The sequence below is a fragment of the Streptomyces adelaidensis genome (genome assembly GCF_016598475.1).
In the GTDB taxonomy this organism is placed as follows: Bacteria; Actinomycetota; Actinomycetes; order Streptomycetales; family Streptomycetaceae; genus Streptomyces; species Streptomyces adelaidensis.
Genome location: NZ_JAEMUX010000014.1, coordinates 1 through 18,893 on the forward strand (window position 1 = coordinate 1; position 18,893 = coordinate 18,893).

The window sequence follows — 18,893 nt, forward strand, 5'->3', positions numbered from 1 at the left end:
CTCGAGAGCGTCCGCGATACGGATCATGTTGTCCAGGAGCGCGGACTGGTGCCCCTGCTCGATCCGGTTGATCGCCTGCCGTTCCATGCCGGCTAACTCGGCGAGTTTCTCCTGGCTGAGTCTGACCTCGCGGCGGGCAGCACGGATCTGGTCGCCGATAACCCGGCGTCGGTCGAGAACCCAAGCGGGCGGCGGAGCGGACGGCACCTGATCACGCTTGCGTGATCGACTTCCAGTGTCTGTATCGTCGACCGTACATTTGCGAACTTACCGAAAGCATGTGTGTACATCGCGTGGAGGTATGCCACCCGAACGGGTGAACCATTCTCACAACGCTTGTCGCGGGTAAACGGCAAACCAAGGGTGTGAAGCACCCCCACAGTCGGCCGGCCCCGATTGCCCCCCAGGCGTCGGTGGTCCGGCCGCGGCGCCCCCAGCTTTCAGGCTGGGGGCGCTGTTACTTCCAGTCGATCTGGATCGAGTCCGTATCGAAGTACACGCCGCCAGGCAGACGCCCCCGCCGCGCCGGGTGAACAGTGACCGTCATCAGATAGTCGATCACCGCCCGCTTGCGTGACAGGTCCAGGCGCTTCCACTCGGCTTCGACGTCCTCAGCCCCCACCAGCCCAGCCACGGGGTTGACCTCGACCGCGCGCGACAGGACCTCCTCCGCGCGCCCCTTCCGCATCCGCGCGGCCGCAGAAGCCACCCGCCACTCCTGCAAGTCCATCGCTCCCGAGCCAAGCTCCTGCGCCAGCTGATCAAGCGTGTGCCGCGCCTCACGCATGTCCTTCTGCGCGCCCCGAACATCGACCGGATCCTCACGGGCAGCCAAAAGGTCAGCCGCATCCTCCCGTGAGACCCGGTCAAGGATGAGGATCTGCACATAGTCGTCGAGCGGCTCCGCTTTCCGTACGACGTGCTTACTCACGCGACAGTTGTAGGCGGCGAAGTACTTCTTGTCCGCACGCCTGTTGCTCGTACCGCACCGCATCGTGGACGAGCACACCCCGCACACGTACAGTCCCGACCCCAGATACTTCCGCTCATTGCCGGGCGTGGTCCGCCTGGACGGATCATCAAGGAGCGCCACCAGGCTCCGCCACGTCGCCTCGTCCAGGGGCGCCGGCCAGTTCCCCGGCCCGGCCTCCTGGCCGCGGTGTACGAGGATTCCAGCGTTGCGGTGGCGCCGCAGCATCGCCCCGACTTCCGGGCCCTCCCAGTCGCCGCCTGTGCTCGTCAGCACGGGCGGCGTCATGGCGTTCCACTCGGCGGCGATCGACCGGAGCGACGCGCCGGCGAGGACTGAGTCGGCAGCTTCGCGGATGCGGTTGAACTCGCTGCCGTCGACCACGTTGGCGGCCATGGAGCAGCGGTTGCACTCGGCCCACACCTGGCGTCCGTTCGGCGCCTTGCAGCGGGTGCAGGCCCAGCCGTCGATGCCACCCGCCGCACCGCATTCCTGGCAGGTGACGAGGACGGCGAAGTCGTCGGGCTCGTCGCGGCCGCAGGCGAGGCAGACGAGGGAGCGGGGGGTGACGCCGTCGCCCTCGAATCCGAAGGGGCGCCGGCCGCCGAAAAACTTGCCGTGTGAGGCCATCTCGTCCCGCTTGCGTTTCTGCCGCTCGATCATCCGCTCGACTTCGTAGCGGGCCTGCACGCCGAGCTGCCGGGCGATCATCCTGCCAGTGGCCGTGGTCAGGTCGAGGTGCCCGGCCTTGACGGTGCGCGTCTGCACGCGCCGCGGCTCGCACACGTCGATGTACTCCTCCAGCTCTGCTGGGGAGCGGTGGAGCCGGTCGGTGTGCCAGGCCAGGACGGTGTCTGCGCGGCCTGCCCGAAGGTCGTCGAGGAGACGCAGGTAGCCGGGGCGGGGCTTGCCGGAGTAGGCGGAGAGGTCGTTGTCCGTGTGGATGGCGACGACTTCGATGCCGAGCTGTTGGGCGAGGGCTTGGCAGTCTTCGCGTTGTCGTTCGACGCCGAGGCCGGCGCCTTCGCGGTCTCTCGAAATCCTGCAGTAGATGATGGCGCGGGTGGGGATGCCGGGCGGGTTGGTGGGCATGGTCCACCCTGGCATGTTAGGACGGCTCTTGTCTCGGCTTCGCTAGGTCGAACCCGCTGCCGGCCTTCGGCACCGACGCGGGGCTGAGCCCCACCGTCAGCTTCTTCTGCGGCCACTCGGCCCCGGAGTTGACCATGGCCGCCCTGACCCGGTCCCGGCTCTCCGTCAGGCTCTTGTCCGGCAGCCCCACCAGCGTGAACGCCGCCACCCCCGGTTCCAGGTCGGCCTGGACCTCGACGACGACGCCCTCGACGCCGACCAGGGCCACAGCACACGTACGGGCGAATCCCATCAGGCCACCCCCCGTACGTGCTCCACGACGGGTGCCCCGCGCTCGGGCAGGACGACGCCCACGACATCGATGCGGACGCCGCCCGGCGGGGCCCCTCCATGTTCCTGGAGCCAGCGTTCGGCGAGGCCACGCAGCCGCTCGGCCTTGGTGGTCGTGACGGCCGCCATCGGGTGTTCGAACAGACCGGCCCTGCGGGTCTTGACCTCACAGACGACCAGCGCGTCCCCGTCGCGGGCCACGATGTCGATCTCACCGGTCCTGCCACAGCGCCAGTTGCGCTCAAGGACCGTCATCCCGGCCTCGGCCAGCCGCCGCGCGGCCAGCTCCTCGCCGTACCTGCCGAGTGCACCTCGTGCGTTGCTCATGTCGGCACCACCTCCGGCGCCAACATTGGGGGCAACTCAGCCCACTAGTGGATCTTGGTGGACAAGCGGACGATTGTGGATATCTTCGTCACCCACACGGATGACATCCGCCCCGGCCCCGCTCCGGCTCCATGACCTCAGCTGCCCGGGAGCTCCAGATCGCTCTTGTTCAGCTCCTCGATGTTCACGTCCTTGAACGTGAGCACCCGCACCTGCTTCACAAACCGGGCCGGCCGGTACATGTCCCACACCCAGGCATCCGCCATGGACACCTCGAAGAACACCTCACCCTGGACCGAGTGCACCTGCATCTCGTAGTCGTTGGTGAGGTAGAAACGCCGCTCGGTCTCGATCACGTATTTGAACAGACCGACGACATCGCGGTACTCCCGGTAGAGCTTCAGCTCCATCTCGGTCTCGTACTTTTCGAGGTCCTCGGCGCTCATGGCATGTTCCCCTTCAGCCGTGCGATCCCACCATTGTGCGCCAGCCCCGCGAGCCCCCTAGACAATTTCGGTATCGAGGACGACAGGTCCGGCCGGGGGACCCTCGTCGAGCAGTGTGCGGAGCAGCTCGGCGAGTCTGGTCGGGTACACCGTCTCATGCGCCCGGGCCAGTTCCCCGCACGTCCACCATCGTGCTCCGGCGACGCTGCGTCGTTCCAGTTCCGTGAGGCCCGTCGCGGCGGGCACCACCTGGCGCGTATCGGTGGTGCGGGCGAGGAAGTACCACTCGTCCTGGTCCCAGCGGCGTCCGGCGAAGGGGAAGGAGCACTTCCGTCGCCAGAGCACCGGGCCCAGCTGCACATCCGTGATTCCGGTCTCTTCCGCGAGTTCCCGCAGAGCGGCCTCCTCGCGGGTCTCCGCGCCCTCCACACCGCCGCCGGGCGTGAACCACCAGTCGTCCGCCGGATCGTCCGGCTCGTGCCCGTGCAGCAGCAGGATGCGCTCCTGCGGATCCAGCAGAATCACCCGGGCCACCTTGCGCAGCCCGCCCTCGTACGTGTCCTCGGCGGCACCCCCCGCCCCGGCGGCGCCCCCGGCCTCGGAGCCACCGCCGTACGCGCTGTACGACGACGTCTCGTACGGCTGCGTCCCCTGCGGCGGCTCAGCCGGCACCGACGGGCTCCGACTGCTTCGTACGGCCGCGTCCGCCGATCCGCTGGGCGACGGGTCCGTAGGCCGCACCGCCCAGGATGAGCACCATGCCCACGACCAGCGCGACGGTGATCAGCCGCAGCGGGCCCGGAGCGGAGAGCGCGCCCAACTGCTCGAAGCCCGTGGGGCGGGCCAGCATGCCGTCCATGGGCCAGACGACGGCGTCCACGCGCGCGTCCACATTGGCGCGCGGCACCGTGCCGTTGCCGGCCTCCGTGAGGTGCGCCGTGGAGTCCAGGGAGCCGCTGCGCTCGTCACCGAGGAGGAAGAGCCGGCCCTTGGGGACCGTGATCTCGGGAATGCCGGTCAGCTCGGCGTCCTGGCCCTCGGGCAGATACCCCTCGTCGATCTTCTTGCCGTTGACGGTCAGCTTGCCGTCGGTGCAACAGGCGACCGTGTCGCCGCCGACCGCCACGACCCGCTTGACCATGGGCGTGTTGCCCCAGGTCTCCTCCCGGAAGACCACGACGTCACCGCGCTCGATCTCGGCGCCGTCCATCCGCTCCGCGAGGATGCGGTCCCCGGAGGTGATGGTGGGGGCCATGGAGTCGGTCGGCACGGTGTAGGGCTGGTAGACAATCACGCCCCAGACGAAGCTGCCCAGGAAGAGCACACAGCCGAGGGCCACGGCCAGTCCCGACAGCTTGCTGCCGAGCCGTCCGCGGCCCTCGTCCGTACGACTTGTCGTCCCGCTCATCCCAGTGCTCCCCCAGGTCGGAGAATCGACCGTCCGGACCCCGTGCGGGTCGCGGAAGATCGACGATCTGGGACGGCACCCTACCCGGCGGTACCGCTGCCAGAAACCCTCGGGCCGTCGGCGGCGAGAAGGCGGCGCCGACGCCACAGCACCAGCGGGACCGCGCCCGCGAGGCCGAGCGCGCCGGGGGCGGCGGCGCTCAGGTTCTGGTCGAAGGTGTCGGGAACCGGCAGCGTGGACCAGCGGGTGGGCGGCCAGGCGACCACGATGGCGCGGCCCACGGCCTGGCTCACCGGGACCATGCCCTTGTTCGCGTCGTTCTGGTGGTAGCGCGAGTCCAGCGAGTTCTGCCGGTGGTCACCCATGACCCAGATTTTGCCCTTGGGAACCTTCACCTTGAACTGACCGCCGGTGTCGTCGACCGTGCACGGGGTGTTGCCCGGGTAGACGTACGGCTCGTTCAGCGCCTTGCCGTTGACCTTGAGCGGGCCGGTGCCGTTGCACTCCACCGTGTCGCCGGCGACGCCGATGACCCGCTTGATGAGGTCCTTCTCCTCGGCGGACGGCATCAGGCCGATCCAGCCGAGGACCCGCTGCACGGCGTTGGGCTCCAGGGTGGGCTCGCCGTCCAGCCAGCCGTCCGGGTCGTGGAAGACGACGACCTCGCCGCGCTCGGGCTCGGAGCCGAACCACGGGGTGAGCTTGTCGACCAGGACCCGGTCGCCCTCCTGCAGGGTGTTCTGCATGGAGTCCGACGGGATGGAGAACGCCTGCACCAGGAACGTCTTGATCAGCAGCGCGAGCACCAGCGCGATACCGATCAGGATCGGCAGTTCCTTCCAGAAGGAACGCTGCTTCTTCTTGGGCCGCTCGTCCTGATCGCCGTCGTCGACCGGGGTCCCGGCGCCGTCCGCACCGCCGGGTCCGTCCGGTCCACCCGGTCCGCCCGGTCCGCCCGGGGAGTCACTCCCGGAGTCTCCGGAACCGCCGGAGTTCACGCCGTTCACCGCGGCCGGGGAAGCCGCCTCGTCGGACTGCTCGGGCCGTTCTTCGGAACCACCGTGTCCGGACCGTGCGCCGACCGCCAAATCCCCCACATCCACTCCTCACTCCGTGCCGCCGCCCGCGCCAGATCCGGTGCAGGCCCACCACTCCCATAACGAGCGGGAGTTCCGCAGGGGTCGGGAGGGGGATCAATCCGTCTCGATCCGCCGCAGCCACCCTATGCGAAGCGCCGAGGGCGGTGGTCGACCCGCTCGGCACCGCGGAGAACGTGTCCGGTTCCTCCAGCTGGCCCCAGTGACCGACCGGCCAGGCGATGACCACGGCCCGGCCGACGACGGCATCCTCGGGGACCGTGCCACCGTACTGGGCCGTCTTGGAGGTGTCGGTCTGGTGGGCGCGTGAGTCGGCGGAGTTCTCCCGGTGGTCACCCATCACCCAGAGGCGGCCCTCGGGCACGGTCACCTCGAACGCCTGGGTGGAGGGCTGGTTGCCGGGGTGGAGGTACGCCGTCTCGTCCAGGGGCATGCCGTTGACGGTGACGCGGCCCGAGGTGTCACAGCACTTGACGGTGTCGCCGCCGACCGCGACGACCCGCTTGATGAGGTCCTGCTCGTCGTCGGACGGGAGCAGGCCGATGAACTGCAGGCCTTCCTTGACCTGCTTGATGACGATCGGATCCTCGGCCGTGGTCGTCGTCTGCTCGTCCTCCAGCCAACCGCCTGGGTCCTTGAAGACGACGACATCCCCGCGGGTGGGCTTGGAGCCGAACCAGGGGGTGAGCTTGTCGACCAGGACCCTGTCGCCGATCTGGATCGTCTGCTCCATGGAGCCCGACGGGATCACGAAGGCCTGGACGAGGAAGGTCTTCAGAACGAGGGCTATGAGGACCGCGACCCCGACGAGGAGAGGGATCTCCTTGACCGCGGAGCGGCGCCTGCGCCGTTTGATCTTGCGGGCGAGCTTGCGCCGTTCGACGCGGCTCGGCCGGGCGGCCCCGCCGGACCGCCGGATGCCGGTGGGCAGCAGGTTGTCGGCGGCGGTGCTGCTGGGGGCCCCGCGGGGTTTGCCACGGTTACCCATGCGCACCGCCGGCGGCGGAGACCCGCGCGTACGCGTCCGGACGGTCCAGACGCGTCCAGTGGCCGGCGGGCCAGGCGATGACCTCGGCCCGGCCGATCACGACGTCGAGGGGGATCATTCCGCCACCCGGCGAGCCCAAGTGGTCCCGGGAGTCGCTGGAGTCACTGCGGTGGTCGCCGAGGAGGAACAGGGTGCCCTCGGGGACGACCACGTCGAAGGGCACGGTCGACGGGGTGTCTCCCGGGTACAGAAAAGACGACTCGTCGACCCACCGGCCGTTCACCTCAAGCCTCCCCTTCTGGTCGCAGCAGACCACCCGGTCTCCCCCCACGCCGACAACGCGCTTGATGTAGTCGGCGTTCCCGAAGTAGCCGGTGCCGTCGAACACGACGACGTCACCTCGCTGCGGCTCAGATCCGAAACGGTACGCCAACTTATTTACGAGAACGCGGTCCCCGATCCTCAATGAGTTGGCCATGGAGCTGCTGGGAATCTGGAAAGGCTGCATCACGAAGTTGCTGAAGAGCACCAGCGAAAGCAGGCAGATCAGCACGGTCAGGGTGTATCGCCCGCCCGGGACCGACTGGGCGACCCGGTCGACCCATACGAAGCGCGACCGCCCCTCCGGCTCTTCTGTGTCGGAGATCTCCTCGGAGAACTCGTCAGAAGGGCGGGAGGAACGGTCGCGCTCCATGTGCTGCTGTGCTTCGGTGTCCATCGGGGTCAGATCGTATCCAACCCCGCTGTGACCCCTTGGGGACTGTCCGGTGGACAGCCCCTGGGCGCACGATCAGTTGTCGCGCTTCTCCTTGATCTTCGCCGCCTTGCCGCGCAGCTCGCGCAGGTAGTACAGCTTGGCGCGACGGACGTCACCACGGGTGACGAGCTCGATCTTCTCGACGATCGGGGTGTGCACCGGGAAGGTGCGCTCCACGCCGACGGAGAACGAGACCTTGCGGACCGTGAAGGTCTCGCGGACACCGGCGCCCTGGCGACGGATCACCACGCCCTTGAACTGCTGCACACGGGAGCGGTTGCCCTCGATGACGCGGACGTGGACGTTGACGGTGTCACCCGGGCGGAAGGCCGGGATGTCGCTGCGCAGCGACGCGGAGTCGAGGGAGTCGAGCAGGTGAGACATGTCGTCTGCTTTCTTCACCCATGCCACAGGTCATGGGCGGAAGCTAGGTGGTTCGGAAGGATGCTGTCCGTGTCGGGGCGGGCGTCGTGTCCCCCTGCGGCAGGGGCGCGCGCCGGACGACGCACAACAGCGGCCTATTGTTCCACGCCCTCCGGCCGCCGCCAAAATCGGCCGTACGGCTCGCCCTCCGGATCCGGGGCCCAGCCCAGGATGGAGAGCATCTCGCGGTCCTTCTTGTCGAAGGACCTGGGGTCGCAGCGCTCGATGAGATCGGGCCGGTTGGCGGCCGTGCGCTTCAGGGCCTCGTCCCGTCGCCAGCGCGCGATCCGGCCGTGGTGGCCGCTGAGCAGCACGTCCGGGATGTCGCGGCCCCGCCACTCGGGCGGTTTCGTGTAGACCGGGCCCTCCAGGAGGTTGGCCATGGCGCCGGGCGCGAAGGAGTCGTCGCGGTGGGACTCGGCGTTGCCGAGGACACCGGGCAGCAGCCGTGCCACGGCCTCGGTGACGACGAGGACGGCCGCCTCGCCGCCGGCGAGCACGTAGTCGCCGATGGAGACCTCGTGGACGGGCATCCGGGTGGCGTATTCGTCGATCACCCGGCGGTCGATGCCCTCGTAGCGCGCCGGTGTGAACACCAGCCACGGCCGCTCGGAGAGTTCGACGGCGAGGGCCTGGGTGAAGGGGCGGCCGCTCGGGGTGGGGACGATGAGCGTCGGTTCGCCGGAACCGGTCTCGTAGCCGTCGGCGAGGACGGAGTCGAGGGCGGCGCCCCAGGGCTCGGTCTTCATGACCATGCCGGGGCCGCCGCCGTACGGGGTGTCGTCGACCGTGTTGTGCCGGTCGTACGTCCATTCCCGCAGGTCGTGGACGTGCACATGGAGCTGTCCTCGCGCGCGCGCCTTGCCGACGAGGGAGACGTTGAGGGGTTCGAGGTACTCGGGGAAGATCGTGACGACGTCGAGCCGCATTACGCCTCGTCCCCGGCCGAGTCCTTGGTGGACGCGATCTCCGCGCGGTCGTCGATCAGGCCGGGCGGCGGGTCGATGACCGCGCGCTGCTCATGCAGGTCGATCTCGGTGACGATCGACTCGACGAACGGGATCATCACCTCGCTCCCGTCGGGCCGCTCGACGATGAAGAGGTCCTGGGAGGGCAGGTGTGAGATCTCGGTGATCCGGCCCACTTCCACGCCGTCCGCTGTCACGACGTCGAGGTCCATGAGCTGGTGGTCGTAGTACTCGTCCTCCTCCTCCGGCACCTCCTCCGGATCGACCTCCGCGATGAGGAGGGTGTTGCGGAGGGCCTCGGCGGCGGTGCGGTCGCGGACGCCCTCGAAGCGCAGGAGCAGCCGGCCACTGTGGACCCGGCCGGTCTCGATGGTGAGCGGGCCTGTCGGGGCGGGGTCCGTGAGCAGGACGGCGCCGGGGGCGAGCCGGAGTTCCGGCTCGTCGGTGCGGACCTCGACGGTGACCTCACCCTTGATGCCGTGGGCGCGACCGATCCGTGCGACTACGAGCTGCACTGTGCTTGTTCTCCTGTCATACGACTACGGGCCGGGGACGGCCCAGTGGCCCTCCCCGGCCCGAGCCGGTGCTGCGAAATGACGTCAGCGGACGTGGTCCACGTCGACGAGGTCGACGCGGACACCGCGGCCGCCGATGGCACCCACGACGGTGCGCAGGGCGCGAGCGGTACGGCCGTTGCGGCCGATCACCTTGCCGAGGTCGTCGGGGTGGACCCGGACCTCAAGGACGCGCCCCCGACGCAGGTTGCGCGAAGCGACCTGCACGTCGTCGGGGTAGTCGACGATGCCCTTGACGAGGTGCTCGAGAGCCTCCTCGAGCATGCTCAGGCCTCGGTCGGCTCAGACGCGGAAGACTCAGCGGCAGCCTCGTCCTTCTTGTCGGCCTTCTTCTTCTGGGTGATCGCCTCACCCTTGCCCTCGTCGTCGCCGCCCAGTGCCTCGAACAGCGGGCGCGCGGACTTCGGCTGAGCCACGAGGAGGGGCGCCGGAGCGGGCTCGCCCTTGAACTTCTGCCAGTCGCCGGTCTTCTTCAGGATGGCGAGCACAGGCTCGGTCGGCTGCGCGCCGACACCCAGCCAGTACGCGACACGGTCGCCGTCGACCTCGATGACCGACGGGTGGTACGTCGGGTGGTACTTGCCGATCTCCTCGATCGCACGGCCGTCACGACGGGTGCGGGAGTCGGCGACGACGATGCGGTAGTGAGGCGAACGGATCTTGCCCAGACGCTTCAGCTTGATCTTGACTGCCACGGGAGTGGGTTCTCCTGGAATTTGACGTGGTTGGGCACGGCGAGAGTGCCGCGTGGGGTTGCGGTACCCGAGTGCCCGATGGACGCGTCAGCCGGAGGAGAGAGGGGTCCTGTGCGACTGTCGAGTACAGCTAGCCATTGTGCCACAGCCCGCGGTTCACGTTTGACCAGGGCCGCGTCACCGCATGCCGAAGCGGCACCCGACGCCGACTGGTTTCGATCACCGGCGCTCACCGGGTGCCGCCCACGCCCACCCTCCCGTCGCCCAGCGGCACGACTGCCCGCAGCGAGGGTGGGACCGCCGACCACGAACCGGACACGGCTGCCACGAGCAGCCGTCTGTTTCAGCTCGCCGTCTTCCGGGGTCGCCCTCGACTCACGCCGCGCCCACGACCTCCGGGATCCGGAACGGCTTTCCGCAGCCGCCGCAGACGATGGGCGCCTGGGCGAGCACGGACGGGACGACCCGGACATTGCGCCCGCAGTCGCAGACGGCCTTGACGCGGACGCCGCCGCCGGAGGAGCCGTGGCGGGCCGCCGGGCCCCGGAAGCTGCGGGCCGTGTCCGCGGAGGTCGCGGCGGTGTGGGCCTTGAGGGCGCGCTGCAGTCTGTCGATGGTCGGGCGGTAGCGACGCTTGGCCTCGGGATTGAGCGTGACCAGTGAGAAACCGCTGCTGGGATGCGGCTCGTCGGGGTGGTCGAGGCCCAGTTCCTCGGCGATCGCGAGGAATCTGCGGTTGTGGTACCGGCCGGCCCGGGAGGTGTCGCGGACTCCGCGAGCGGCGGCGATGCCATGGACTGCCTCATGGAGCAGTCGTTCGAAGGAGAGTTCGTGCCCGCATGCGGACGACGACTCCCCGATCAGGGACTCGGGAGCGGCAAGATCCGGCAGCTCGGGGTGGTGCCGTTGAATGTCGGCCCACGCCTGCGCCAGTTCTGCGGCGAGAACAGGTGGTGTCTGTGTCGTGCTCACGTAATGACAACGAGCCGGAGTGCCCCTGTGTTCCGATTCCGGGGCATCCCAAATAATTTGCACGTACCCGTCAGTTGCCACTAGTGCGTCCTGACGAGGGCGGGTGCGCTGATCTGCGGAGAAGCCTCACAGCTCCCCCCAAGGCGGTACGTAGTAACCCGTACGCCCCGGCACGTAGACGGGGTCCGCACACCGGGGCACCTGTGGTGGTCAGATGCGCAAGGGGCGTTTCGGTCGCTCTCCCCGCGGAACGGATCGCTCTAGTAGGCGCGTCCCACAACGGCGACGTTACCGGGTGCGTCGTAGGAGTCGGGCACCGACCCGTCCTCGGCGATCAGACACCGTACGGTCACCGCGTGCTCCCCGAGCTTGGCCTCGCCGTCCTCGCCCAGCGTCGACCACGGGATACGCGCCCAGCCGCCGGCCACGGCGGTCTCGATCGCCTCGTCGATCGTGGACACCTCGGCCGTACGGGACTCGCGGCGCTCGCGCGACTGCCGCAGCAGGAGGGCCTGATCCTCCTCGAGGACCGTCGGCAGCAGCCGCAGAAGCGAGTCGACGGCGACCGGTTCCTTGCCGCCCGGGATGCGGCGGGCGAGCATCGCGGTGCCGTTCTCCAGGTCACGGGGGCCGATCTCGATGCGTACGGGGACGCCCTTGAGCTCCCAGTCCACGGCGCGGCGACCGAACGGGATGTCCGTGCGGTCGTCGACGTGGACGCGGATGCCCGAGGCCTTGAGCTGAGCACCGAGCTCGCGGACCTTGGCCAGAACCGCGTCGTCGCCCTTGATCGCGAGGACGACCGCCTGGACGTGGGCCAGCCGCGGCGGGACCCGGAGGCCGTTGTCGTCGCCGTGCATCATCACCAGGGCGCCGATCATGCGGGTGGTGGAGCCCCAGGAGGTCTGCCAGACCAGTTCCTGCTTGCCGTCCTTCGACAGGTACCGGGTGTTGAAGGCCTTGGCGAAGTTCTGGCCCAGTTCGTGGCTGGTCGCCATCTGGAGGGCCTTGCCGTCGCCCATCATGCCTTCGAGGGTGAGGGTGTTGATGGCACCCGCGAAACGCTCCCTGACCGTCTTGCGGCCGGGGACGACGTCCATCGCGAGGACGTTCACCATGAAGTCCTCGTAGACCTGCCGGTGGATGTGCGCGGCGAAGTCGCGCGCCTCCTCCTGCGTCGCGTGCGCCGTGTGGCCCTCCTGCCAGAGGAACTCGCTCGTGCGCAGGAAAAGACGGGGCCGCAGCTCCCAACGGACCACGTTCGCCCACTGGTTGATCAGCAGCGGCAGGTCGCGGTAACTCTGCACCCACTTCGAGAAGTAGTCGTTGATGATCATCTCGGAGGTGGGGCGGACCACGGCGGGCTCTTCGAGCTCCTTGCCGCCGCCGTGCGTCACCACGGCCAGTTCGGGCGCGAAGCCCTCGACGTGCTCGGCCTCGCGGGTGAGGTACGACTGCGGGATCAGGAGCGGGAAGTAGGCGTTCTGCGTGCCCGTCTCCTTGATCCGCGTGTCCATCTCCTGCTGCATCCGCTCCCACAGCCCGTACCCGTACGGTCGGATGACCATGGTGCCGCGCACCGGACCGTTGTCGGCCAGCTCGGCCTTGCTGATCAGATCCTGGTACCAACGAGGAAAGTCGTCCGCGCGGGGCGTGAGAACGGGTGCCTTTGCCATGGCTCGATGGTACGGGGACACGTTGCGGGGATGTGAATTCTTTTGCCCACGCAGAGTCCGTCCACAAGCCGGTGTCCGAGACCCCTGGACGATACGTCGGGTGCGGAGTTTCCTGGCATACGGGGGGAGTGCGAGCGCGCACTGCCACGGGGGCCAGGAAATCCGACACAGGGCAACTCACGGCGGATTGGGGCGCTTTCGATATGACACCTACGCTCGTGCGGCAGCAACTGCCTCGCGCGGGGGCCGCACCCCGCGTGGACCGGTGTGCACGCGCGCGTGACTGGGCCGAGATCCAGGAACGGATGCTGGTACCGCTCTTCGAGGCCGTCCACCGGCGGCTCGACGTCGGCACCGGTACCCGGCTGCTCGGCCTCGGCTGCGGATCGGGCCTCGCACTGCTGATGGCGGCGTCGCGGGGCGCCGCGGTCACCGGCGTCGACGCGTCGTCACCCGAGAGGATGGCTCTCGCCCGGGAGCGCCTGCTGCCGGAGACCTGGGGTGGGCGCGCGCGCACCGGCGCCCGGATCGTCGACGGTGCCCCCGAGGACGCGGCACGCGCCCCCGGTGACCCGCTGTACAACCTCGTGACCGCCTTCGAACCGATCGGCTGCCTGGCCGGGGACTCCGAGGGCCTCGGTGAACTCCTCGCCTCGGCGACCCCGCTCGCGGAACGCGGCACCCCCGTGGTCCTCGCCGGCTGGGGCCCACCGGAACGCTGCGCCACCTCGGCCGTGCTCCGTGTGGCCACCAAGCTCGCCGATCCCCTGCGCAGTGCGCGCAGTTGGCGCCCGGCCCTACGGGACGACCTGGAGGAGGTCGCCCAGCGGGCGGGCCTGCGGCCGGACGGCTCCGGACGCGTGGCCTGCCCCTTCGGGTACGCCAACGTGGAGACAGCGGTCCGCGGACTGCTGTCGACCGGGCTGTTCGACGCGGCGATCAGGGCCACCGACCAGGCCCAGGTGGACAAGGAGCTGACCGAGGCCCTGCACCCGCACCGCCGCCGGGACGGCACGGTGTGGATGCCGAACGTGTTCCGCTACCTCATCGCACGGACGCCCTGAGACGGACGCCCACCCGAGAAGAACGCCCCGAGCAGGTCTTCGCGATCTCCTTCCGATGCGGGTGTGAATGGTGTGAAGAAAGCGAGCCGGTACGGCATTCGCTTGGCCAAGTACCGCACGGCACCCATAGCCTGACGCACCGTCCAGGGGAACGACACATTTGCATACGGGAGTTGTTTTGCCGCACCACAGGACCACGCTGCGCCTCGCGGCGCCCGTGGCCGTCCTCGCCCTCGCGCTCACCGCCTGTGGCGGCGGGGACGACGAGAGCGACGCGAAGACATCGTCCTCGCCCACGGCCTCGGCATCCGAGGCCGCTGCCGAGGACGGGTCGGCCGGGACCGAAGCCGCTTCCGGGGGCGAGGTCGCGTCCGGCGAGAGCGTCACCGGGAAGGTCGAGGAGGAGGACGGCGACGTCACCTACGAGATCACGGCACACCAGGTCGACATCGGCACCGAGGCCGAGGCGCAGCAGCTCGTGCAGGACAAGGAGGACGCCAAGGGCATGGTTCTCGCCGTCGCCCACGTGGAGTTCACCCACCGGAGCGGACCGGCCCTGACCAGTTCGTCGGACGCCAACGACGGCACCACCATCTGGGCCGACGGCGCCCGGGGCGCGCTGCTCATCGGCGCCTCCGACGACGCTCCCGGCTGTGAGGACCCGTACGACATCGAGAGCTGGAAGCAGGGCGAGAGCCACACGCTCTGCGAGTCGTATCTGATTCCCGCGAACGCGAAGAGCGTCGAGGTCCGCTGGTCGGAGGAGGACGGCGAGCCGTACATCTGGAAGTTCCCCGGCAAGTAGCACCACGGGACGAGCAGCACCACCGGCAACACCATGAACGTGCCGTCCACGCACGGCACGGGCGCCGCGTGATCGACCACACCCCCCGGCCGATCGCGCGGCGCCCGTCGCTCTTTCCACTCGCCGGGTCCGGCGAGCAGAACGTCAGTCCATGAACTTCTTGAACTCGTCGGGCAACTCGAAGTCCTGCGCGCCCTGCTGGCCCGGCAGACCGAACGCGCCGCCCTGGGGGCCCGCGGCCCGGCGTTCGGCCTCTTCCTGCTCCTGCTGCTTGCGCTTCATCGGGTTGCCGGAGCGCTGCTTGCCCTTGGCCTGCTTCGGCTGCTTCTTCGACCGGCCGGGGCCGCCACCCATGCCGGGCATACCCGGCATCCCGGGCATGCCGCCGCCCTGGGCCATGCGGGACATCATCTTGCGGGCCTCGAAGAACCGCTCGACGAGGTTCTTCACCGCGCTGACCTCGACACCGGAACCCTTGGCGATACGGGCCCGGCGCGAGCCGTTGATGATCGTCGGCGCCTGGCGCTCGCCCGGCGTCATCGACTTGATGATCGCGGCGGTGCGGTCGACGTCGCGCTCGTCGATGTTGTTGATCTGGTCCTTGATCTGCCCCATGCCGGGCAGCATGCCGAGCAGCTTGCTGATGCTGCCCATCTTCCGGACCTGCTCCATCTGGGCCAGGAAGTCGTCGAGCGTGAAGTCCTGTCCCTTCTTGGACGCCAGCTTGGAGGCCATTTTCTGGGCCTCTTCCTGGCTGAAGGTCTTCTCCGCCTGCTCGATCAGGGTGAGCAGGTCACCCATGTCGAGGATGCGGGAGGCCATGCGGTCCGGGTGGAACGCGTCGAACTCGTCGAGCTTCTCGCCGTTCGACGCGAACATGATCGGCTTGCCGGTGACCGAGGCGATCGACAGGGCGGCACCACCGCGGGCGTCACCGTCGAGCTTCGAGAGCACGACACCGTCGAAGCCGACGCCGTCACGGAAGGCCTCGGCCGTGTTGACGGCGTCCTGACCGATCATCGCGTCGACGACGAAGAGGATCTCGTCGGGCCGGGTCGCGTCCCTGATGTCCGCGGCCTGCAGCATCATCTCCTGGTCGATGCCCAGGCGACCGGCCGTGTCGACGACCACGATGTCGTGCTGCTTCGTCTTGGCGAACTCGATCGAGTCCTTGGCGACCTTCACCGGGTCACCGACGCCGTTGCCCGGCTCCGGGGCGTAGACGGCCACGCCCGCGCGCTCCGCGACGACGCTCAGCTGGTTGACGGCGTTCGGGCGCTGGAGGTCACAGGCGACCAGCAGCGGCGAATGGCCCTGCTCCTTCAGCCACCGGCCCAGCTTGCCCGCGAGGGTCGTCTTACCCGCACCCTGCAGACCCGCGAGCATGATCACGGTCGGCGGGTTCTTGGCGAAGCGGAGGCGGCGGGTCTCGCCGCCCAGGATGGAGACGAGCTCCTCATTGACGATCTTGAGGACCTGCTGGGCGGGGTTGAGGGCCTTGGAGACGTCGCTCCCGAGCGCCCTTTCCTTGACGTTCTTGATGAACGTACGTACGACGGGCAGCGCCACGTCGGCTTCGAGGAGCGCGATGCGGATCTCGCGGGCCGTGGCGTCGATGTCCGCCTCGGACAACCTGCCCTTGCCGCGGAGGTTTTTGAAAGTCGCGCTGAGGCGGTCGGAGAGGGTATCGAACACGGCGACGTCGGTCCTCGGAGTCGGGGGCATGTGGGTTGCCCTCCAGAGTATCCGGCTCCGCAAGACAAACGTCCCCGCCTGCTGTATTCAGCAGGCGGGGACGGAAACCCCGGGTCGGCGGGGAGCATGTGACCACGCTGGGGTCACGCCCGCAGCGTCTCCTCGAGCTTCCGCGCTGCCGAAGCCGCCTCGTCTCCCGCCAACGGCACCCCGCCCGTGGTCGTCACATAGAAGGCGTCGACCGCATTCGACCCCAACGTCGAGACGTGCATACTCCGCACCCGCACCCCCGCGTCCTCCAGCGCCCGCCCGATCCGGTGCAGCAGGCCAGGCGCGTCCTGGGCGCGGACCTCGATGACCGTGGCGTGCCGGGAGGCCGCCGCGTCGACCGTGACGCGTGGCGGGGGCGCGACCACGCCGCGCCGCCGGGGGTAGGCCGCGTCGCGCTCGGCGAGCCGCCCGGTGATGTCCAGGGAGCCGTCCAGCGCCCGTACGAGGTCGGCGCGGAGCCGGGCCGCCTGGGGCAGTGAGCCGTACTCGGCGGCCACCCGCCAGTCCAGCAGCAGGACGGCGCCCTCGACGCCGTCCGGCAGGTCGAGTGCCCGCAGTTCGGCCGTGCGCACGGTGAGCCGGTGCATGGCGAGGACGCCGGCGACCGCGGGCAGGACGCCCGGCTGGTCGGGTACGGCGATGAGGAGTTCCACGCCGAGCGGCTCGGGGTCGGCCTTCTCGTCCTTCTCCTCGGCGGTCACGGTGACGCCGTCGGGCCGTGCGCGCAGCGAGAGGACCGGCCCGCCCGTACGGAACGCCTCGATGGCGAGCCGCTCCTGCTCGGCGGTGGGTGCGGCGGGCTCCGGCTCCTCCGGGAGGTTCCCGGCGAAGACCGCGGCGACCCGCTTGACCAGCTCGGACACGAGCGAGGCACGCCATGAGGACCAGGCGGCGGGCCCGGTGGCCAGCGCGTCCGACTCGGTGAGCGCGTGCAGCAGTTCGAGCGTGCCCGGCGATCCGACTGCCTCGGCGACGGACCGGACGGTGGCCGGGTCCTCCAGGTCGCGCCGGGTGGCCGTGTCGACGAGCAGCAGATGGTGGCGCACGAGGGTGGCGAGCACGGCCACGTCCTCGCGGTCGAAGCCGATGCGGGCGGCGACATCGCGCGCGATGATCTCGCCGGCCACCGAATGGTCGCCGGGCCAGCCCTTGCCGATGTCGTGCAGCAGCGCGGCGACGAGGAGGAGGTCGGGCCGGTGGACCCGGCGGGTCAGTTCGGAGGCCCGGACGGCGGTCTCGATGAGGTGCCGGTCGACGGTCCAGATGTGCACGGCGTTGCGCTGCGGGCGGCAGCGGACCCGCTCCCAGTCGGGCAGCAGGCGAGTGATGAGCCCCTCGGCCTCCAGCGCCTCCCAGACCTCGACGGTCGGGCGGCCGGAGCCCAACAGTGTGACGAGCTGCTCGCGCGCCTCGGCGGGCCAGGGCGTCGGCAGCGACCGCGCGGCGGCGGCCATCCGGCGTACGGCGTGCAGGGACAGCGGCAGTCCGGCCTGCGCGGCGGCGGCAGCGGCCCGCAGCGGCAGCACATGGTCGCGGTCGGGCTTGGCGGCCCGCGCGAGCACGACCTCGCCGTCCTGTTCGACCACGCCCTCGGCCAGCGGCGACCGTTCGGCGACCGGCTTCCCGCCGCCGAGCATGGCGCGCAGCCGGGGCCGCACGGCGCGCGAGCGCAGCACGCGCCCCACTTCACGCCAGGTCACATCACTGGCGTACGAGATGACCCGCGCGGCCTCGTAGACCTGGCGGAGCAGGGTGTCGGCGTCCAGCAGGCCCAGCTCGGCGGCGACCTGGTCCTGCTCCTGGAGCGCGAGCCGGTCGGTCGCGCGCCCGGTGGTGAGATGCAGCGCGTCGCGTACGTCGAGGAGCCGGCGCCGGGCGTCGTCGAGTCCCTCGCGGGGGGCGTCGGCGAGCCAGGAGGCGGCGACGGCGCGCAGCGCGGTGGCGTCGCGCAGTCCGCCGCGCGCCTCCTTGAGGTCGGGCTCCAGCAGGTACTGCAGCTCCCCCTGCCGCTCGGCCCGCTCGGAGCACAGCTCCTGGAGGAGCGGAAGGCGTTTGGGGGCCTGGTTGCGCCAGTCGGCGAGGACCGAGGTGCGCAGTCCGGCGGTCAGCCCCAGGTCACCGGCGATGTGCCGGGCGTCGAGGAGGCCCAGCTGCACCTTGAGGTCCTCGGCCGCGGTCTTGCGGGCCTCGGCCGGGGTGCGGACGGAGTGGTCGAGGGCCAGTCCCAGGTCCCAGACGGGGTACCAGATGCGGTCGGCGAGCGCGGCCACGGCCTGTTCGTCGGAGCCGTCGTGCAGGAGCAGCAGATCCAGATCGCTGCGGGGCGAGAGCTCGCCGCGCCCGTACCCCCCGACGGCGACGAGCGAGACGCCGCGTGGCTCGGTGGAGCCCGCGCCGAAGAGTCCCGCGAGCCAGTCGTCGGTCAGCTCGGCGAGGGCGGCACGGCGCGGCGGCCCGGACCGCGCCCCCTCCTGGAGGAGGCGCAGCCGGGCCGCCGCGTAGCCGCTGGGTCCCGAGTCCTCTACTTCCGTATGTCCGTCGGTACTCGTCACCC

20 protein-coding genes and 1 pseudogene are annotated in these 18,893 nt (G+C 69.8%); 2 read left to right on the forward strand and 19 right to left on the reverse strand.

The genetic code is table 11. From position 1 onward, the window contains the following. From I8N67_RS42490 to proS, 17 genes and pseudogenes are all read right to left on the reverse strand, one after another. A partial coding sequence (locus I8N67_RS42490) for a helix-turn-helix domain-containing protein (RefSeq protein ID WP_200302530.1) occupies nucleotides 1–207 on the reverse strand: 207 nt, incomplete at its 3' end. 250 nt (nucleotides 208–457) lie between these two features. Beyond that, on the reverse strand, nucleotides 458–2,062 hold the full coding sequence (locus tag I8N67_RS10715) for a recombinase family protein (protein ID WP_200302532.1): 1,605 nt from the start codon (nucleotides 2,060–2,062) through the stop codon (nucleotides 458–460). 40 nt (nucleotides 2,063–2,102) lie between these two features. Further along, a pseudogene (locus I8N67_RS10720) lies at nucleotides 2,103–2,354 on the reverse strand (magnesium chelatase domain-containing protein); the annotation flags it as partial. Further along, a complete protein-coding gene (locus I8N67_RS10725; protein WP_200302534.1) occupies nucleotides 2,354–2,719 on the reverse strand; it encodes a YraN family protein in 366 nt (121 codons plus the stop codon). The gene I8N67_RS10725 and the pseudogene I8N67_RS10720, both read right to left, overlap by 1 nt. A gap of 137 nt (nucleotides 2,720–2,856) precedes the next feature. Further along, nucleotides 2,857–3,165 (reverse strand): DUF2469 domain-containing protein, encoded by a 309-nt coding sequence (locus tag I8N67_RS10730; protein WP_005311352.1) that lies wholly within the window; start codon nucleotides 3,163–3,165, stop codon nucleotides 2,857–2,859. A 57-nt stretch (nucleotides 3,166–3,222) separates the two neighbouring features. Continuing rightward, nucleotides 3,223–3,708 (reverse strand): NUDIX hydrolase, encoded by a 486-nt coding sequence (locus tag I8N67_RS10735; RefSeq protein WP_200302688.1) that lies wholly within the window; start codon nucleotides 3,706–3,708, stop codon nucleotides 3,223–3,225. Nucleotides 3,709–3,826: 118 nt separating this feature from the next. Then, nucleotides 3,827–4,573, reverse strand: a complete 747-nt coding sequence (gene lepB / locus I8N67_RS10740; RefSeq protein ID WP_200302536.1) for a signal peptidase I — start codon at nucleotides 4,571–4,573, stop codon at nucleotides 3,827–3,829. An 80-nt stretch (nucleotides 4,574–4,653) separates the two neighbouring features. After that, a complete protein-coding gene (lepB, locus tag I8N67_RS10745; protein WP_307835206.1) occupies nucleotides 4,654–5,571 on the reverse strand; it encodes a signal peptidase I in 918 nt (305 codons plus the stop codon). Then, complete coding sequence (lepB, locus tag I8N67_RS10750) at nucleotides 5,537–6,658, reverse strand: signal peptidase I (RefSeq protein ID WP_307835207.1); 1,122 nt, start codon at nucleotides 6,656–6,658, stop codon at nucleotides 5,537–5,539. Before lepB (I8N67_RS10750) ends, lepB (I8N67_RS10745) begins: the two co-directional genes overlap by 35 nt. Beyond that, nucleotides 6,651–7,376: a signal peptidase I gene (gene lepB, locus I8N67_RS10755; protein WP_200302540.1), complete on the reverse strand. Its 726-nt coding sequence runs from the start codon at nucleotides 7,374–7,376 to the stop codon at nucleotides 6,651–6,653. Before lepB (I8N67_RS10755) ends, lepB (I8N67_RS10750) begins: the two co-directional genes overlap by 8 nt. 72 nt (nucleotides 7,377–7,448) lie before the next feature. Continuing rightward, on the reverse strand, nucleotides 7,449–7,799 hold the full coding sequence (gene rplS, locus I8N67_RS10760; RefSeq protein WP_033526928.1) for a 50S ribosomal protein L19: 351 nt from the start codon (nucleotides 7,797–7,799) through the stop codon (nucleotides 7,449–7,451). A gap of 134 nt (nucleotides 7,800–7,933) precedes the next feature. Beyond that, nucleotides 7,934–8,767, reverse strand: a complete 834-nt coding sequence (gene trmD / locus I8N67_RS10765; protein WP_200302542.1) for a tRNA (guanosine(37)-N1)-methyltransferase TrmD — start codon at nucleotides 8,765–8,767, stop codon at nucleotides 7,934–7,936. Then, nucleotides 8,767–9,321 carry a ribosome maturation factor RimM gene (gene rimM, locus I8N67_RS10770; RefSeq protein WP_200302543.1) on the reverse strand — a complete coding sequence of 185 codons (555 nt, stop codon included), beginning with the start codon at nucleotides 9,319–9,321 and terminating at the stop codon, nucleotides 8,767–8,769. Before rimM ends, trmD begins: the two co-directional genes overlap by 1 nt. 84 nt (nucleotides 9,322–9,405) lie before the next feature. Further along, nucleotides 9,406–9,645 (reverse strand): RNA-binding protein, encoded by a 240-nt coding sequence (locus I8N67_RS10775; protein ID WP_033526925.1) that lies wholly within the window; start codon nucleotides 9,643–9,645, stop codon nucleotides 9,406–9,408. Nucleotides 9,646–9,647: 2 nt separating this feature from the next. Then, entirely contained in the window at nucleotides 9,648–10,076 is a 429-nt protein-coding gene (gene rpsP, locus I8N67_RS10780; RefSeq protein ID WP_200302545.1) for a 30S ribosomal protein S16, read from the reverse strand. 375 nt (nucleotides 10,077–10,451) lie between these two features. Further along, nucleotides 10,452–11,048: a hypothetical protein gene (locus I8N67_RS10785; RefSeq protein WP_086746543.1), complete on the reverse strand. Its 597-nt coding sequence runs from the start codon at nucleotides 11,046–11,048 to the stop codon at nucleotides 10,452–10,454. Nucleotides 11,049–11,308: 260 nt separating this feature from the next. Then, nucleotides 11,309–12,724: a proline--tRNA ligase gene (gene proS, locus I8N67_RS10790; RefSeq protein WP_200302547.1), complete on the reverse strand. Its 1,416-nt coding sequence runs from the start codon at nucleotides 12,722–12,724 to the stop codon at nucleotides 11,309–11,311. Nucleotides 12,725–12,927: 203 nt separating this feature from the next. On the opposite strand from proS, the gene I8N67_RS10795 reads away from it, so the two are divergent. Then, nucleotides 12,928–13,788 carry an SAM-dependent methyltransferase gene (locus I8N67_RS10795; RefSeq protein ID WP_200302549.1) on the forward strand — a complete coding sequence of 287 codons (861 nt, stop codon included), beginning with the start codon at nucleotides 12,928–12,930 and terminating at the stop codon, nucleotides 13,786–13,788. Nucleotides 13,789–13,966: 178 nt separating this feature from the next. After that, nucleotides 13,967–14,593, forward strand: coding sequence for a hypothetical protein (locus I8N67_RS10800; RefSeq protein ID WP_200302551.1), 627 nt, complete (start codon nucleotides 13,967–13,969; stop codon nucleotides 14,591–14,593). 144 nt (nucleotides 14,594–14,737) lie between these two features. On the opposite strand, the gene ffh is transcribed toward I8N67_RS10800, so the two are convergent. Beyond that, nucleotides 14,738–16,288 carry a signal recognition particle protein gene (ffh, locus tag I8N67_RS10805; protein WP_200302553.1) on the reverse strand — a complete coding sequence of 517 codons (1,551 nt, stop codon included), beginning with the start codon at nucleotides 16,286–16,288 and terminating at the stop codon, nucleotides 14,738–14,740. A gap of 143 nt (nucleotides 16,289–16,431) precedes the next feature. Beyond that, nucleotides 16,432–18,891 carry a [protein-PII] uridylyltransferase gene (locus I8N67_RS10810; RefSeq protein ID WP_200302555.1) on the reverse strand — a complete coding sequence of 820 codons (2,460 nt, stop codon included), beginning with the start codon at nucleotides 18,889–18,891 and terminating at the stop codon, nucleotides 16,432–16,434. Nucleotides 18,892–18,893 lie beyond the last annotated feature (2 nt).

Coding starts and splice junctions, on each gene's coding strand:
- I8N67_RS10715 (WP_200302532.1), bottom strand. CDS start 2,062: ATGCCCACCAACCCGCCCGGCATCCCCACCCGCGCCATCATCTACTGC.
- I8N67_RS10725 (WP_200302534.1), bottom strand. CDS start 2,719: ATGAGCAACGCACGAGGTGCACTCGGCAGGTACGGCGAGGAGCTGGCC.
- I8N67_RS10730 (WP_005311352.1), bottom strand. CDS start 3,165: ATGAGCGCCGAGGACCTCGAAAAGTACGAGACCGAGATGGAGCTGAAG.
- lepB (WP_200302536.1), bottom strand. CDS start 4,573: ATGAGCGGGACGACAAGTCGTACGGACGAGGGCCGCGGACGGCTCGGC.
- lepB (WP_307835207.1), bottom strand. CDS start 6,658: ATGGGTAACCGTGGCAAACCCCGCGGGGCCCCCAGCAGCACCGCCGCC.
- lepB (WP_200302540.1), bottom strand. CDS start 7,376: ATGGACACCGAAGCACAGCAGCACATGGAGCGCGACCGTTCCTCCCGC.
- rplS (WP_033526928.1), bottom strand. CDS start 7,799: ATGTCTCACCTGCTCGACTCCCTCGACTCCGCGTCGCTGCGCAGCGAC.
- trmD (WP_200302542.1), bottom strand. CDS start 8,767: ATGCGGCTCGACGTCGTCACGATCTTCCCCGAGTACCTCGAACCCCTC.
- I8N67_RS10775 (WP_033526925.1), bottom strand. CDS start 9,645: ATGCTCGAGGAGGCTCTCGAGCACCTCGTCAAGGGCATCGTCGACTAC.
- proS (WP_200302547.1), bottom strand. CDS start 12,724: ATGGCAAAGGCACCCGTTCTCACGCCCCGCGCGGACGACTTTCCTCGT.
- I8N67_RS10795 (WP_200302549.1), top strand. CDS start 12,928: ATGACACCTACGCTCGTGCGGCAGCAACTGCCTCGCGCGGGGGCCGCA.